Source organism: Porphyrobacter sp. LM 6 (genome assembly GCF_001720465.1).
GTDB lineage: Bacteria > Pseudomonadota > Alphaproteobacteria > Sphingomonadales > Sphingomonadaceae > Erythrobacter.
In genome coordinates this window covers 1,165,396-1,180,242 of record NZ_CP017113.1, presented here as the reverse complement: position 1 = coordinate 1,180,242, position 14,847 = coordinate 1,165,396, and the positions used below count along the sequence as shown (strand labels likewise).

The window sequence follows — 14,847 nt, the reverse complement described above, 5'->3', positions numbered from 1 at the left end:
GCAAGGTCTTTCTGGGCAGCCGGCTCACGCCTCGTCGGCAAAACCGATCCGTTCGGCCGCCGCGCCCGACATGATGAAGCCGATCGGGCGTTCGGTCTCTTCCTGAAGGTGCGCGATCAGGCTGGCGGTGCGGGCGAGCAGAGAAATGCCCTTGAGCGCTGCAAGCGGGAAGCCCGCGTCGAGCATCACGGCGGGAATCGCGCCGTTGACGTTGATCGGCAGGCTGCGGCCGATCGCGTCGGGCAGCACGGCTTCGATGGTGCGGAGCATCGCGATGTGCTTGCCCTCCATCCCGTGCTCCTTGGCGAGCGCCAGCAGTCGATGCGCGCGCGGATCGCCGCCCGAATGCTGCGGGTGGCCGAAGCCGGGTATCGCCTTCTTTTCCGCGCGCAGGGCCTTGATCGCCGCGGTGGCCGTGGCGGCTGGATCGCCGCCCTCGCTATCGGCGACGACCTGCGCGTAGAACTTGCCCGCAACTTCCGCGCTACCCAGCACCACGCTGCCGCACCCGAGCAGGCCAGCGGCAACCGCCCCGTGGAAGGCTTCCGGCGCGGCGGCATAGGTCATGCGGGTGGCGACAACGCTCGGAACCAGCCCATGTTCGGCAATCGCGCACAGCACCGCATCCGCCAGCGCCTTCTGCGGGGCAGAGGGCATGGTGCCGGTCACCAGCAGCCAGAAGTAGCTCGTGAAATCGACATGGCCGATCACTTCGCTACACAGGTCCATGCCCCGCACGGTGATGCTGGTGGCATCCGAGGTGCAGATCGAGGTGACGGCGTTGTCCTGTTTGCCGATACGCATCGGGCGTTCCTTTTCGATATTCGAAGTTGATTTCGTTATGCGAAGAATATAGTGTCACATCCGCATCAAGGCAAGCAGATGGGATGTGTTGGATGACCGCGAGACCCCTACAGGGCGTTACCGTGCTTGAAATGGGCACCTTCATCACCGGCCCGGCGGCCGGGATGCTGCTCGCTGATCTGGGCGCGGATGTCATCAAGGTCGAACAGCCGGGGACCGGTGATCCGTTCCGCAACTTCAAGGGCGAACTCTACGCCCCCCACTTCCAGACCTATAACCGCAACAAGCGTTCGATCACCATCGATCCCAAGAACCCCGACGATCTCGCCGTGCTCGACCGGCTGGTCGAGGATGCCGACGTGTTCATCCAGAACTTCCGCCCGGGTGTGGCGGGGCGGCTGAATGTCGATGCGGCGCGGCTCCAGGGGATCAACCCGCGGCTGGTCTATGCCACGATTTCGGGCTTCGGCAGCGAGGGGCCGGAGCGCGATCGCCCCGCCTTCGACACCGTCGCGCAGGCCGCATCCGGCTTCCTGCGGCTGCTGGTGAACCCCGAACACCCGCGCGTGGTCGGCCCCGCAATCGCCGATGCCATGACCGGCTTCTACACGGCGCTCGGCATCCTTGCGGCGCTCAACGAACGCCATGTCACCGGCAAGGGCCGCGTGGTCGAAACCTCGATGTTCGAGGCAATGTGCCACTTCAACCTCGACGACTTCACCCACCTGCTCTCCGCCGGAGAGGTCATGGGGCCGTATAGCCGCCCGCATGTCAGCCAGAGCTATGTGTTCCAGTGCTCGGACGGCAGGTGGCTGGCACTGCACATGTCATCGCCGCCCAAGTTCTGGGAAAACCTCGCTGCTGCGGTCGGCCATCCCGATATGCTCGAACAGCCCGCCTTCGCCACCCGCGAGGCGCGGATCGCGCATTACGAGGATGTCGCCGCCTTCCTCGCGCCGATCTTCGCGACCCGCACCCGCGCCGAGTGGACCGAGGAACTCACGCTGCGCGAAGTGCCCAATTCGCCCGTCTATGACACCACCGAGGTGCTGGCCACGGAGCAGGCCAAGGTGCTCGGGATCGAGGTCAGCGATCCCGATGGCCCGCATGGCGAATTCCGCACGATCCGTTTCCCGGTGAGCTTCGATGGCGAACGGATGGACAGCGTCACCGCCCCGCCCGTATTGGGAGCCGACGACGCGGCAATCCGCCGCTCCATCGAAAGGCCGGTGCATGGGATCCGCAGGGGCTGAAGCCACGATCAGGGAACAGGGGAAGGACCCCGAGTTCCTCTCCACGCTCGAACGGGGCCTGCGCGTCCTCAAGGCGTTTGACGAGGATCACCCGGAGATGACCCTGTCCGAAGTGGCGGCCAAGACCGGCCTGCCCCCGGCGGTGGCGCGGCGGTGCCTGATCACGCTGGTCGAGCTCGGCTATGTCGGTCAGCACGAACGCAAGTTTCTGCTGCGCCCGGCGGTGCTGACGATCGGCTCGGCGTTCCTCGCCTCGATGCAGATCGAACAGGTCGTGCTCCCGCCCTTGCAAGCCCTGCGCGACCAGACCGGCGACAGCGCCTCGCTGTGCGTGCTTTCGGGAGCAGAGATCCTCTATGTCGCCCACGTTTCGACCGACCGGCGGTTCCGCGTCGCGGCGGGCGTCGGCACGCGCTTTCCCTTCCACGCGACCTCGCTCGGCAAGGCGCTGGCCGCGCATCTGCCGGAGGCCGAGCGCGCTGCCTTGCTCGCACGCGCGCCGTTCCAGCGCTTTACCGAGCGCACCGTCACCGACGGCGCGGCGATGGCCGAACGGCTCGATCTGATCGCGGCGCGGGGGTACGATTCCGCGCTCGACGAGCTCGATTACGGGATCGTCTCGGTCGCCGTGCCGATCTTCGGGCGCGGGGGACGGGTGATTGCGAGCATTAACTGCTCGACTTCGACCACCCGCATTTCGCAGGACGAGCTGGTCCGCACCCGCCTGCCGCTGCTGCGCGCTGCTGCGGGCGAAATCGAGGCTTCGCTGAAGCGCTGGCCGACGCTCGAAGCAGCGCTGATGCCCTGATCGAAGGGTCCCGAAACCCCGTTCTGGAGGGGTGCAACGTGGGGTCAACAAGGGGTCAAGACAGGTCTAACCAGGGTCTGGACCGGGCCGGGCAAGGCCTGGGATGCCCGCTGACGTCCTACAGCCATTTTTCGCATATCGAAGTTGACTTCGCATTGCGAAGTTTGTAATTCCGCGCTAGGGAGGGGTCGCCATAAGAGCTGCGCGTCATGCGCACACAGGGGAGAGTTGTATGAAGTTTCCGGGCACCAGCCTCGCCAGCACCGTTGCGCTTGCCGCAGCCACGCTGACCGCCGCACCCCTCGCCGCGCAGGATGCCGCCGCACCCGCCGCCGATACCGCCGCCGATGAAGGCATCGTCGTCACCGGCCTGCGCCGCACCGAAACCTTGCAGGACACGCCCGCCGCGGTCACCGCGTTCGATTCGAAGGCGATCGAGAATGCCGGGATCGAGCGCCCGTCCGATTTCATCGCGCTCACCCCCAACGTGAACCTCGTCGAGACGCAGAACGCAGGCAACGCCTTCGTCATCATCCGCGGCATCACCCAGAACCGCAATTCCGAGCCTTCGGTGGCGGTGATCGTCGACGGGGTGCAGCAGGTGAACCCGGCCCAGTTCAACCAGGATCTGTTCGATATCGAGCAGATCGAAGTGCTGAAAGGCCCGCAGGGCGGCCTCTATGGTCGTAACGCCATCGGCGGCGCGATCATCATCAGCACCAAGAAGCCGACCGACGAATTCGCCGGCAACATCACCGCCGGCATCGACAACGGCTTCGGCTACTTCCTGCGCGGCGGGGTGAGCGGCCCGATTGCCGAGAACGTCAAGTTCCGCATCGCTGGCTCGTGGTACGATACCGAAGGCTTCATCCCCAACACCTTCCTGGGTGAAGATGCCGATCCGGTCGAAGACTTCAGCCTGCGCGGCAACCTGCTGATCGAAGCCACCGACCAGCTGACCTTCGATCTGCGCGCCAGCGTCAACCAGCTGCGCACGCAGGGCCTCTATTACAACATCGTCGCCGACGTGAACGACATTGCCGACGTGCGGGTCAACAACACCGGCCAGAACGACCGCGATATCTACAACGTCGCGCTCAAGGTCGAATATGCCGGCGACAACGCGGTGCTGACCTCGATCTCGTCCTATGACACCGTCAAGGAAATCCTGACCGGCGACGCGTTCGATTTCCAGCCGATCCCGGACAGCTTCTTCTTCAACCTGTTCGAATTCCTGTTCGGCCCCGGCAACGGCTTCGACCTCAACCAGAGCCAGTATCTGAACGTGAAGGCGTTTAGCCAGGAAGTGCGCCTCGCTTCGCCCGAGGATGGCCGTCCGTTCAACTGGATGGTCGGCGGCTACCTGATCGACACCACCCGGTTCATTTCGACCGGCAACATGATCGATACCGGCAACGGCGTATTCCCGGTCTATCGCAGCCCTTCGACCAACCCGCTCAACCCGCAGTTCTCCTATCTGGCTGACGGGCAGGAAAACTTCGCCTGGGCGATGTTCGCCAATGCCGGTTACGAGCTGAGCCCCGAGTTCCGGGTCGATGCCTCGCTGCGCTATGACCGTGATCGTCGCCGCCAGACCACGCTGACCCCGCAGGGCTTCCTTCCCAATGTGCCCGGCGTGCCGCAGGCGCAGAGCGGTGAAGTCCGCACCGCGGTGTTCGATGACTGGCAGCCCAAGATCACGCTGACCTATGAACCGAGCCCCGACTTCACGCTTTATGGCGGCTATTCGCGCGGTTTCCGTTCGGGCGGGTTCAACCAGACCGGCGTTGGCGCCGAAGCGGTCAACAACGGCATCGTCGGCGTGGGCGACCTGTTCCAGGACGAAACCGCCGATACTTTCGAAGTCGGTGCCAAGGCCCAGCTCGGGCCGGTGCGTCTGGCAGGTGCGGCCTACACCACGCTGTCGAAGAACAGCTACTTCTTCGTATTCCTCGCACAGTCCTCGACCCAGAACCTCGGCAATATTCCCGAGACGCGGATCAACGGCTTCGAACTGGAAGCGAGCGCGGAAGTGCTGCCCAACTTCGATATCAACGCTGCGATCGGCGTGACCGACAGCGAGATCAAGGACTTCGCCGATCCCTCGGTGATCGGCAACGAAGCTCCGCAGATCTCGCGCTACACGCTCAACCTCGGCGCGCAGTATGCCGGGCCGATCTCCGACACCATCGATGGCCTGCTGCGGATCGACTATCGCCGCACCGGCAAGACCTGGTGGGAGCCGTTCAACACCACCGTGCGCAATCCGGTCGATCTGGTCGATGCGCGTGCAGGCGTGAAGCTGGAAAACGGCGTGTCGATCACGGCCTTCGCCCAGAACCTGTTTGACGAGACCTACAACGCCGAATTCTCGCCCGGCGGGTTCGTGTTCCGCGCCCGTCCGCGTCGTTACGGCGTTGAAATCGGCTACAAGTTCTAAGGGAAAGCAAGACACATGACCAAGGTGCTGGTGCTCTATTATTCGAGCTATGGCCATATCGAGGCGATGGCCGCTGCGGTTGCCGAAGGCGCCGCCAGCGTCCCCGGCACCGAAGTCAGTGTGAAGCGCGTTCCCGAACTGGTGCCCGACGATGTTGCGGCCGCATCGGGCGTGAAGCTCGATCAGGCCGCACCTATCGCCGATCCGAACGAGCTGGCCGATTATGACGCGATCATCTTCGGCACGCCCACCCGCTTCGGCAACATGGCGGCACAGATGCGCAACTTCCTCGATCAGACGGGTGGGTTGTGGTTCACCAAGGCGCTGGTCGGCAAGGTCGGCTCGGTGTTCGTCTCAACCGCCAGCCAGCACGGCGGGCAGGAGACCACCATCACCTCGTTCCACACCACCCTGCTGCACCACGGCATGGTGATTGTCGGCCTGCCCTACACGTTCGAAGGCAATGCCGAGATGAACGAAATCAGCGGCGGCACCCCCTATGGCGCGAGCACGCTGGCTGGTAATGACGGCAGCCGGATGCCGAGCGCGAACGAGCTCGCCGGGGCGCGCTTCCAGGGCGCGCACGTGGCGGCCATCGCCGCCAAGCTGGCCGCCTGACACTGACCGAATGACGGAGAGAGCACGATGACGAAGATTCTGGCGAACCGCCTCCACCACACCGCCTATGTCACCAAGGACCTCGAAGCCACCCGCGCCTTCTATGAAGACGTGCTCGGCTTCCCGCTGATGGCGACCTATTGCGAAAAGGACGAGCTGTTCGGCAAGGAGCGCACCTATTGCCACGTGTTCTTCGAACTCGCCGATGGCAGCGCGCTCGCCTTCTTCCAGTTCGCCGATCCCGAGGATCAGGCCGAATTCGGCCCGGAAATGCCGGCCAGCCCCTTCATCCACATCGCGCTCCACGTCGATGCCGATGGTCAGGCCGAACTCGCCCGCCGCATCGCCGCCGCCGGTATCGTCGAGCCGCAGACCTATGTGCTCGAGCACGGCTATTGCCGCTCGCTCTATGTCGTCGATCCCAACGGGATGATCCTCGAGTTCACCCATGACGACGAACGCGCCGCGCCGCTGGACGCGGATCGCCGCGCCTCGGCCCATGCCGAACTGAAGCGCTGGCTGGCGGGCGATCACCACAACAACAACCCGTTCCGCGCCGCCGAAGCGGCCTGAGCCTGACCCCATGCTCGCTATGCGCTCAACCGAGGCTTGCGAGCTGTCCTATGGCGAGGTTGCCGTCGCAGGCGGCACCTTGCCGATTGCGATGGCGGGAGATGGCCTTCCGGTGATCCTGCTCCACGGCTGGACGCTCGATCACCGGATGTGGGCGCCGCAGGTCGAAGGGCTGGCAGGGGGTCACTTCCTCGTCATGCCCGACCGGCGCGGCTGCGGGCGCGCCACCGCCCCGCCCGATCTGGCGCGCGAGGCCGAGGATGTCATTGCCATCGCCGATTTACTCGGGTTTGACCGCTTTGCGCTGGTCGGCCTGTCGCGCGGCGCGGTGGTCGCACTCGATACCGCACGGCGATATGGCGGGCGCATCTCCGGTCTCGTCCTGTCGGGCGCGCCGCTCCCCGCACTGGTGCCGCGCGAGGAGGTGATCGATTTGGACCGCTATCGCGCACTGGCGGCGGCAGGCGATATGGCGACATTCCGCGCCGAATGGTCCGCCCACCCGCTGATGGCGACCCACTCTGCCGCAGCGCGCGCGCTGGTCGCCAGCATCCTCGCCGATTACGACGGGCGCGATCTGCTGGTGGCGAGCGAGCCGCCCGGCTTCCCGCGCGAGGTGCTGGCGATGCTTTCCATGCCCGTGCTGGCGATGACCGGTGAACACGACACGCCCTGGCGCCGCGCCTGCGCCAAGGCCCTCGCCGCCGCCGCACCGCGCGCGCGCCACGCCGAAATCGCGGGCGCGGGCCATATTGCCAATGCCGACAACCCGGCCGCCTTCAACGCGGCCGTCGCTTCCTTCCTCCACACAAGGCCCTGACCATGACCACCACCCGCTTCGCCACCACCCATGTCGGCAGCCTGCCGCGCCCCGAAGCGCTGCTCGATCTGGTGTTCGCGCGCGAGGGCGGCGAGGCCGTGTCCGAAGCCGCCTTCGATGCCGCGGTGGAGGAAGCGACCGCCTATGTCATCAAGCGCCAGATCGAGGCGGGCATCACCATCGTCAACGATGGCGAACAGTCCAAGCCCAGCTACGCCACCTATATCAAGCACCGCCTGTCGGGCTTCGGCGGCGAGGCGGGCCAGTATGAATTCGCCGATCTGGAAGCCTTCCCCGGTGCCAAGGCGCAGGTGTTCGGCAACAAGGGCCGCGCCAAGCGTTCCGCGCCCGCCTGCACCGCGGCCATCACCGTGATCGACATGGAGGCCCCGCGCATCGATGCCGAGCGGTTGAAGCGCCTCGCGGGCGGCCACGCCACCTTCATGTCGGCAGCGTCCCCCGGCGTGACCGCGCTGTTCTTCCCCAACCAGTTCTATGCCAGCGACGAGGAATATGTCTTTGCCCTCGCCGAAGGCCTGCGCCACGAATATGAGACCATCGCGGCGGCGGGAATCACCCTGCAAGTGGACTGCCCCGATCTAGCGATGGGCCGCCATGTGCAGTTCACCCACCTTTCCCTTGAGGACTTCCGCAAGCGCATCGGCATGAACATCGCCGCGCTCAATCACGCGCTCCAGAACATCCCCGCCGAGCAGCTGCGGATGCACCTGTGCTGGGGCAACTATCCCGGCCCGCACCACTGCGACGTGGCGCTGGGCGAGATCGCCGATATCGTCTGGACCGCCAAGCCGCAGACCGTGCTGCTGGAAGGCGCCAACCCGCGCCACGCGCATGAATTCGCCTTCTTCGCCGATCACCCGCTGCCCGAAAACAAGGTGCTGTGCCCCGGCATGGTCGAGCCGCAGTCACCCTATATCGAGCATCCCGAACTCATCGCCCAGCGCATCGGCCGCTATGCCGATCTGCTCGGCGCTGACCGCGTGATGGCGGGCGTCGACTGCGGCTTTTCGGTGCACGCGGGCAGCAATGCGCTCGATCCCGAAATTGTCTGGGCCAAGCTCGCCGCGCTGGCAGAAGGCGCCGAGATCGCGCGGAGCCGCTACCCGTAGAACTCCGGAGCAAGCACTTCGGTCGGGATGGTGAACATCGGGTGGAAGCTGTGGGGGGTGCCCGCCAGCCCTGCGTCCAGCGCGCCGGTGCCGAGCGTGTCTGATCCGGGATCGCCCTTGACGAGGCTCGCATCATCCTCGCCGATCAGGCTCGCCTCGCCGCTGGTGGGTTGCGGGAACCAGCCTGCCCAGGTCGACGGGCCAAAGCCGTTGGCGGTGAGGTAGTTGATCACCTCCTGCTGCGACTGGTAGTTGGCGTAGCGGATGTTGCCGTCAGCCTCCATGATCGCGCGCAGATAGGCCGTCCCGTCGGTCAGCGCGAAGTAGACCTCCTGCAAGCCATCGCGGTCGTAGTCGCTGGCACCCAGCACGCGGTTGATGTTCTCGATCTGGAGATCGTTCTGGAACCGGCGCTGGCTGTCGTTGGCGCTGCCTGCAACCACCTGCCCCGAAGCGACCAGCGGATCGATATAGATCCCCGCCACGCGCGTCTCGCCCGCCCAGCTGTGATCCGAGAAGTAGACGAGGCCATCGGGGGCTGTGCCGATGGTGGCGAACCGTCCGATGGTGCGGTTGACGAGGATCTGGTCAACGTCGCCATCCCCGTTCACGTCCGCCGAACCGATCCGCAGCCACGAGCCATTGCCGCCCAGCGCATTGCCGTCAAAGTCGCGGATATTGTTCATCGCCGACTGGTATACCGAGGGATCGGCAGTGTTGAAGTTGACGCTCACTCCGGTCCCGGGCCGCAAGCGAAGCACCTGATCGTCGAACTGCAGGAACTCGATCGCGGTCAGCGTATCCGTCCCGTCCGGCCCCACCACCTGGAACACGCCGGTCGAGGTCTGGGTCACGGTATAGGCCGAGCGCAGACCGCGCACGACCGCCGTATCCACATTGCTGCCGCCGTTGATCGTGTCGTTGCCGCCAAGGCCCGTCAGGCGGTTGCCGACCGCGTTGCCGATGATCGTATCGCCGCCCGATCCGCCGATCGCATTCTCGATGATCGTGCCGCGCGCGATGCTCATATTGCCGGTGCGGCCGCCAACGTTCGAGAAGGTTTCCGGGTTGAGATCGATCCGCTGGGCCGCGCTGATGCTCGAATAGTTGAGCGTGTCGGTGCCGCCATTGTCGACAATGGTGAAGGCCAGCGTGGCGTTGGCGATATCGAACACGGCGCGGCCCGAATTGTTGCCCACCCCGTAGGTGGTGTCGCCGGTGCGGGTGCTCGTGGCAACGCCATAGGCCTGCTGGATCGCGACCACATCGGCCTGCATCGGCGTGACGGCAAAGGCCCGACTGAAACCGCGCCCGGCGAAGAACGGATTATCGGTCTGGTCGAAATAGGACATCACCGTGGTCGACCAGGCATCGTTCAGATAGAGCGCGTCCTGCTGGAAGGTGGCGTTGTTGTTGTAGTTTCCGCCGTGACCGAGGCCGAGCGCATGGCCGATTTCGTGGACATAGGTCTGGAACGAATAGGTGCCCAGCGTGGTGCCATAGGTGGTCAGCCAGCCGGTGCCGACATTGACCGCCGCGCTGAGAATGAAGCTGCCGCTCCTCGATGAAGTAGCAAAAGCACCTTCCTGATTGTCGTCGAAGGTGATCTGCGCGGTGGTGGTGACTTCGGTGAAACCGATCCCCAGCACGTCCGCCCAAAGGTTCAACGCCTCGCGCGCAAGGAAGGCCCCCTCGCTAGTCAACGCGGTCAGGTTGACTGTGATCGCCCCCCCCTGCGTCACGTTGAAACGTCGCGCCGTTCCCGGGCCGCCCCAGTAGCCGTTGAGCAGCTGGTCGGCGATCTGGTCATTGGTGAATTCGGTCAGCGGCGCGGCTTCGGTGACCGACAAGCGGTAGTTGCCGGTGCTCTGGTCGATCCACGCGCCGACATCGATAAAGTAAGTCCCACTCGTGGTCGGGGTGAAGCGGATGCGCGAAAAGGTGCCCGAACTGTCGTCGTTAAACGCCAGAACGTTGCCCGAGCTGTTGCGCAGGGTCAGCGTGGTATCGAAGTCCCCCGAAGCCGGCGCGCTGGTGACGAATTCATAGGTCCTGCCCGCTTCCAGCGTCACGCGGTACCAGTCGCGGTCACCGGTTTCCTCCAGCACGCCGTTGGTCGCCGCGCCCCCGACAGTGATTGTCGCCGTGGTCGAGGTATCACCCCGCGGCGTATCGATCACCGGGCGCGAGCTGTGGATGGTGAAGTTGCCCGTCGCCCCGCCAAAGGACGTGACATCGAGGAAGAAAGTGCCGGTGGTGTTCGCCGTGTAGCGGATCTCGGAATAGAGCACGCTTGAGTCTTCGGTCGCGTCATCATTGGTGACCAGCGGCGTGCCCACGCTATCGCGCAGCGTGAGGATACTGTCGCGCAGCCCGCCTGCGTTGGGCGGCAGATAGACCGTGAAGATATAGGTCTGCCCGGCCACCAGCGTGATCCGGTACCAGTCCGAATCCGTCCCCGTTTCGATCGTGCCGTTGACGGCGCCGCCCGGAGTAAGGGATGCGGTGGTGAAAGTGTTGCCGGGCACAGTGTCCGAAGACACGTTGTCCGAGCCGTCAAGCCAGACCTTGCCGCCATCGTTCATGTAGCAGGACATGCAGGCGCAGCCGGTGTTGTGGATCACCGATTTGGGCAGATCGGTTTCGGTCCCGCCGGGAAGTGCATCCTCGATCAACAGGCCGGCCCGGCCGCTACCACCACCGAAGAAGTCCTGAAACATGCCTATGCGTCCTTGTCATGCGCAGCGGTGGCTGCGGCGGGATCATTCAATACCTGCGCCGCGGCCTTGGCCAGGCGGGTGATATCGTCGGATTGCAGCGCGCGGTCGGACACGTCGACAGCGATGCTGGGATAGGTGACGTCGCGACCGTTCTGGCGCGCGCTCAATTGCGCTTCGATGGTCCCGCGCTGGTGCAGCGTCAGCGCCACGGCGATATTCCTGGTGGCCGCGTCTTCGCCGAGCGCAGCGTTCAGATCCTGTGTGAAGAGGTCGCAGATGGCCTGCGTGTCCATGCCGGGCAGGGCCGAAAGCTCTCCGGAAACCTGGCAGGCGGGCGGAATGGAACTGGTTGCGCAAGCGGGTTGCAGAACGGCTGCAGCAACAAGAGCAGGAACGGCTTGCACACGCAGCGACATCAGCATGACCCAGACAGGCCGCCCAGCCGGCGGCACGGCAGGCGACACAATAACAGAAAGTCCGTTGGGATTAAGCGGATAATCGTAAACGAAACCGAAATACCCGCTTACCCGTAGAATTCGGGGGCGAGCACTTCGGTCGGGATGGTGAACATCGGGTGGAAGCTGTGGGGGGTGCCCGCCAGCCCTGCGTCCAGCGCGCCGGTGCCGAGCGTATCTGATCCGGCATCGCCCTTGACGAGGCTCGCATCATCCTCGCTGATGAGGCTCGCCTCGCCGCTGCTGGGCTGCGGGAACCAGCCTGCCCAGGTCGACGGGCCAAAGCCGTTGGCGGTGAGGTAGTTGATCACCTCCTGCTGCGACTGGTAGTTGGCGTAGCGGATGTTGCCGTCAGCCTCCATGATCGCGCGCAGATAGGCCGTACCGTCGGTCAGCGCGAAGTAGACCTCTTGCAAGCCATCGCGGTCGTAGTCGCTGGCACCCAGCACGCGGTTGATGTTCTCGATCTGGAGATCGTTCTGGAACCGGCGCTGGCTGTCGTTGGCGCTGCCTGCAACCACCTGCCCCGAAGCGACCAGCGGATCGATATAGATCCCCGCCACGCGCGTCTCGCCCGCCCAGCTGTGATCCGAGAAGTAGACGAGGCCATCGGGGGCTGTGCCGATGGTGGCGAACCGTCCGATGGTGCGGTTGACGAGGATCTGGTCAACGTCGCCATCCCCGTTCACGTCCGCCGAACCGATCCGCAGCCACGAGCCATTGCCGCCCAGCGCATTGCCGTCAAAGTCGCGGATATTGTTCATCGCCGACTGGTATACCGAGGGATCGGCAGTGTTGAAGTTGACGCTCACTCCGGTCCCGGGCCGCAAGCGAAGCACCTGATCGTCGAACTGCAGGAACTCGATCGCGGTCAGCGTATCCGTCCCGTCCGGCCCCACCACCTGGAACACGCCGGTCGAGGTCTGGGTCACGGTATAGGCCGAGCGCAGACCGCGCACGACCGCCGTATCCACATTGCTGCCGCCGTTGATCGTGTCGTTGCCGCCAAGGCCCGTCAGGCGGTTGCCGACCGCGTTGCCGATGATCGTATCGCCGCCCGATCCGCCGATCGCATTCTCGATGATCGTGCCGCGCGCGATGCTCATATTGCCGGTGCGGCCGCCAACGTTCGAGAAGGTTTCCGGGTTGAGATCGATCCGCTGGGCCGCGCTGATGCTCGAATAGTTGAGCGTGTCGGTGCCGCCATTGTCGACAATGGTGAAGGCCAGCGTGGCGTTGGCGATATCGAACACGGCGCGGCCCGAATTGTTGCCCACCCCGTAGGTGGTGTCGCCGGTGCGGGTGCTCGTGGCAACGCCATAGGCCTGCTGGATCGCGACCACATCGGCCTGCATCGGCGTGACGGCAAAGGCCCGACTGAAACCGCGCCCGGCGAAGAACGGATTATCGGTCTGGTCGAAATAGGACATCACCGTGGTCGACCAGGCATCGTTCAGATAGAGCGCGTCCTGCTGGAAGGTGGCGTTGTTGTTGTAGTTTCCGCCGTGACCGAGGCCGAGCGCATGGCCGATTTCGTGGACATAGGTCTGGAACGAATAGGTGCCCAGCGTGGTGCCATAGGTGGTCAGCCAGCCGGTGCCGACATTGACCGCCGCGCTGAGAATGAAGCTGCCGCTCCTCGATGAAGTAGCAAAAGCACCTTCCTGATTGTCGTCGAAGGTGATCTGCGCGGTGGTGGTGACTTCGGTGAAACCGATCCCCAGCACGTCCGCCCAAAGGTTCAACGCCTCGCGCGCAAGGAAGGCCCCCTCGCTAGTCAACGCGGTCAGGTTGACTGTGATCGCCCCCCCCTGCGTCACGTTGAAACGTCGCGCCGTTCCCGGGCCGCCCCAGTAGCCGTTGAGCAGCTGGTCGGCGATCTGGTCATTGGTGAATTCGGTCAGCGGCGCGGCTTCGGTGACCGACAAGCGGTAGTTGCCGGTGCTCTGGTCGATCCACGCGCCGACATCGATAAAGTAAGTCCCACTCGTGGTCGGGGTGAAGCGGATGCGCGAAAAGGTGCCCGAACTGTCGTCGTTAAACGCCAGAACGTTGCCCGAGCTGTTGCGCAGGGTCAGCGTGGTATCGAAGTCCCCCGAAGCCGGCGCGCTGGTGACGAATTCATAGGTCCTGCCCGCTTCCAGCGTCACGCGGTACCAGTCGCGGTCACCGGTTTCCTCCAGCACGCCGTTGGTCGCCGCGCCCCCGACAGTGATTGTCGCCGTGGTCGAGGTATCACCCCGCGGCGTATCGATCACCGGGCGCGAGCTGTGGATGGTGAAGTTGCCCGTCGCCCCGCCAAAGGACGTGACATCGAGGAAGAAAGTGCCGGTGGTGTTCGCCGTGTAGCGGATCTCGGAATAGAGCACGCTTGAGTCTTCGGTCGCGTCATCATTGGTGACCAGCGGCGTGCCCACGCTATCGCGCAGCGTGAGGATACTGTCGCGCAGCCCGCCTGCGTTGGGCGGCAGATAGACCGTGAAGATATAGGTCTGCCCGGCCACCAGCGTGATCCGGTACCAGTCCGAATCCGTCCCCGTTTCGATCGTGCCGTTGACGGCGCCGCCCGGAGTAAGGGATGCGGTGGTGAAAGTGTTGCCGGGCACAGTGTCCGAAGACACGTTGTCCGAGCCGTCAAGCCAGACCTTGCCGCCATCGTTCATGTAGCAGGACATGCAGGCGCAGCCGGTGTTGTGGATCACCGATTTGGGCAGATCGGTTTCGGTCCCGCCGGGAAGTGCATCCTCGATCAACAGGCCGGCCCGGCCGCTACCACCACCGAAGAAGTCCTGAAACATGCCTATGCGTCCTTGTCATGCGCAGCGGTGGCTGCGGCGGGATCATTCAATACCTGCGCCGCGGCCTTGGCCAGGCGGGTGATATCGTCGGATTGCAGCGCGCGGTCGGACACGTCGACAGCGATGCTGGGATAGGTGACGTCGCGACCGTTCTGGCGCGCGCTCAATTGCGCTTCGATGGTCCCGCGCTGGTGCAGCGTCAGCGCCACGGCGATATTCCTGGTGGCCGCGTCTTCGCCGAGCGCAGCGTTCAGATCCTGTGTGAAGAGGTCGCAGATGGCCTGCGTGTCCATGCCGGGCAGGGCCGAAAGCTCTCCGGAAACCTGGCAGGCGGGCGGAATGGAACTGGTTGCGCAAGCGGGTTGCAGAACGGCTGCAGCAACAAGAGCAGGAACGGCTTGCACACGCAGCGACATCAGCATGACCCA

General features: G+C 64.7%; 12 protein-coding genes. 7 read left to right on the top strand and 5 right to left on the bottom strand.

The window, feature by feature from the left end; genetic code table 11:
- Positions 1-24 precede the first annotated feature (24 nt).
- Positions 25-804 carry a citryl-CoA lyase gene (locus BG023_RS05665; RefSeq protein WP_069309589.1) on the bottom strand — a complete coding sequence of 260 codons (780 nt, stop codon included), beginning with the start codon at positions 802-804 and terminating at the stop codon, positions 25-27.
- 92 nt (positions 805-896) lie between these two features.
- Here BG023_RS05665 and BG023_RS05660 point away from each other — a divergent pair, with 92 nt between their 5' ends.
- From BG023_RS05660 to BG023_RS05630, 7 genes are all read left to right on the top strand, one after another.
- Positions 897-2,057 (top strand): CaiB/BaiF CoA transferase family protein, encoded by a 1,161-nt coding sequence (locus tag BG023_RS05660; protein WP_069309588.1) that lies wholly within the window; start codon positions 897-899, stop codon positions 2,055-2,057.
- Positions 2,038-2,865 carry an IclR family transcriptional regulator domain-containing protein gene (locus BG023_RS05655; protein ID WP_069309587.1) on the top strand — a complete coding sequence of 276 codons (828 nt, stop codon included), beginning with the start codon at positions 2,038-2,040 and terminating at the stop codon, positions 2,863-2,865. The genes BG023_RS05660 and BG023_RS05655 overlap by 20 nt, the downstream gene beginning before the upstream one ends.
- A gap of 232 nt (positions 2,866-3,097) precedes the next feature.
- A complete protein-coding gene (locus tag BG023_RS05650; RefSeq protein ID WP_069309586.1) occupies positions 3,098-5,305 on the top strand; it encodes a TonB-dependent receptor in 2,208 nt (735 codons plus the stop codon).
- Between the two features lie 15 nt (positions 5,306-5,320).
- Entirely contained in the window at positions 5,321-5,923 is a 603-nt protein-coding gene (gene wrbA / locus BG023_RS05645; protein WP_069309585.1) for an NAD(P)H:quinone oxidoreductase, read from the top strand.
- Positions 5,924-5,950: 27 nt separating this feature from the next.
- The gene (locus tag BG023_RS05640; RefSeq protein WP_069309584.1) at positions 5,951-6,496 is read left to right on the top strand and encodes a VOC family protein; all 546 of its coding nucleotides are present in this window, start codon (positions 5,951-5,953) and stop codon (positions 6,494-6,496) included.
- Between the two features lie 10 nt (positions 6,497-6,506).
- The gene (locus BG023_RS05635) at positions 6,507-7,316 is read left to right on the top strand and encodes an alpha/beta fold hydrolase (protein WP_083234574.1); all 810 of its coding nucleotides are present in this window, start codon (positions 6,507-6,509) and stop codon (positions 7,314-7,316) included.
- A 2-nt stretch (positions 7,317-7,318) separates the two neighbouring features.
- On the top strand, positions 7,319-8,446 hold the full coding sequence (locus BG023_RS05630; RefSeq protein WP_069309582.1) for a cobalamin-independent methionine synthase II family protein: 1,128 nt from the start codon (positions 7,319-7,321) through the stop codon (positions 8,444-8,446).
- On the opposite strand, the gene BG023_RS05625 is transcribed toward BG023_RS05630, so the two are convergent.
- The 4 genes from BG023_RS05625 to BG023_RS05610 all read right to left on the bottom strand — a co-directional run bounded on the left by BG023_RS05625 (position 8,437) and on the right by BG023_RS05610 (position 14,841).
- Positions 8,437-11,166 (bottom strand): M10 family metallopeptidase C-terminal domain-containing protein, encoded by a 2,730-nt coding sequence (locus BG023_RS05625; protein WP_069309581.1) that lies wholly within the window; start codon positions 11,164-11,166, stop codon positions 8,437-8,439. The two genes, BG023_RS05630 and BG023_RS05625, sit on opposite strands and share 10 nt — an antisense overlap.
- A 2-nt stretch (positions 11,167-11,168) precedes the next feature.
- Complete coding sequence (locus BG023_RS05620) at positions 11,169-11,588, bottom strand: hypothetical protein (RefSeq protein WP_150122803.1); 420 nt, start codon at positions 11,586-11,588, stop codon at positions 11,169-11,171.
- 101 nt (positions 11,589-11,689) lie between these two features.
- Positions 11,690-14,419, bottom strand: a complete 2,730-nt coding sequence (locus BG023_RS05615; protein ID WP_069309580.1) for a M10 family metallopeptidase C-terminal domain-containing protein — start codon at positions 14,417-14,419, stop codon at positions 11,690-11,692.
- A 2-nt stretch (positions 14,420-14,421) separates the two neighbouring features.
- Positions 14,422-14,841, bottom strand: coding sequence for a hypothetical protein (locus BG023_RS05610; protein WP_150122803.1), 420 nt, complete (start codon positions 14,839-14,841; stop codon positions 14,422-14,424).
- Positions 14,842-14,847 lie beyond the last annotated feature (6 nt).

Bases quoted from the DNA above. Each gene is read 5' to 3' on its own strand.
- BG023_RS05635 (WP_083234574.1), top strand. From the start codon at position 6,507: ATGCTCGCTATGCGCTCAACCGAGGCTTGCGAGCTGTCCTATGGCGAG.
- BG023_RS05665 (WP_069309589.1), bottom strand. From the start codon at position 804: ATGCGTATCGGCAAACAGGACAACGCCGTCACCTCGATCTGCACCTCG.
- BG023_RS05615 (WP_069309580.1), bottom strand. From the start codon at position 14,419: ATGTTTCAGGACTTCTTCGGTGGTGGTAGCGGCCGGGCCGGCCTGTTG.
- BG023_RS05625 (WP_069309581.1), bottom strand. From the start codon at position 11,166: ATGTTTCAGGACTTCTTCGGTGGTGGTAGCGGCCGGGCCGGCCTGTTG.
- BG023_RS05650 (WP_069309586.1), top strand. From the start codon at position 3,098: ATGAAGTTTCCGGGCACCAGCCTCGCCAGCACCGTTGCGCTTGCCGCA.
- BG023_RS05620 (WP_150122803.1), bottom strand. From the start codon at position 11,588: ATGCTGATGTCGCTGCGTGTGCAAGCCGTTCCTGCTCTTGTTGCTGCA.
- wrbA (WP_069309585.1), top strand. From the start codon at position 5,321: ATGACCAAGGTGCTGGTGCTCTATTATTCGAGCTATGGCCATATCGAG.
- BG023_RS05655 (WP_069309587.1), top strand. From the start codon at position 2,038: ATGGGATCCGCAGGGGCTGAAGCCACGATCAGGGAACAGGGGAAGGAC.
- BG023_RS05630 (WP_069309582.1), top strand. From the start codon at position 7,319: ATGACCACCACCCGCTTCGCCACCACCCATGTCGGCAGCCTGCCGCGC.
- BG023_RS05660 (WP_069309588.1), top strand. From the start codon at position 897: ATGACCGCGAGACCCCTACAGGGCGTTACCGTGCTTGAAATGGGCACC.
- BG023_RS05610 (WP_150122803.1), bottom strand. From the start codon at position 14,841: ATGCTGATGTCGCTGCGTGTGCAAGCCGTTCCTGCTCTTGTTGCTGCA.
- BG023_RS05640 (WP_069309584.1), top strand. From the start codon at position 5,951: ATGACGAAGATTCTGGCGAACCGCCTCCACCACACCGCCTATGTCACC.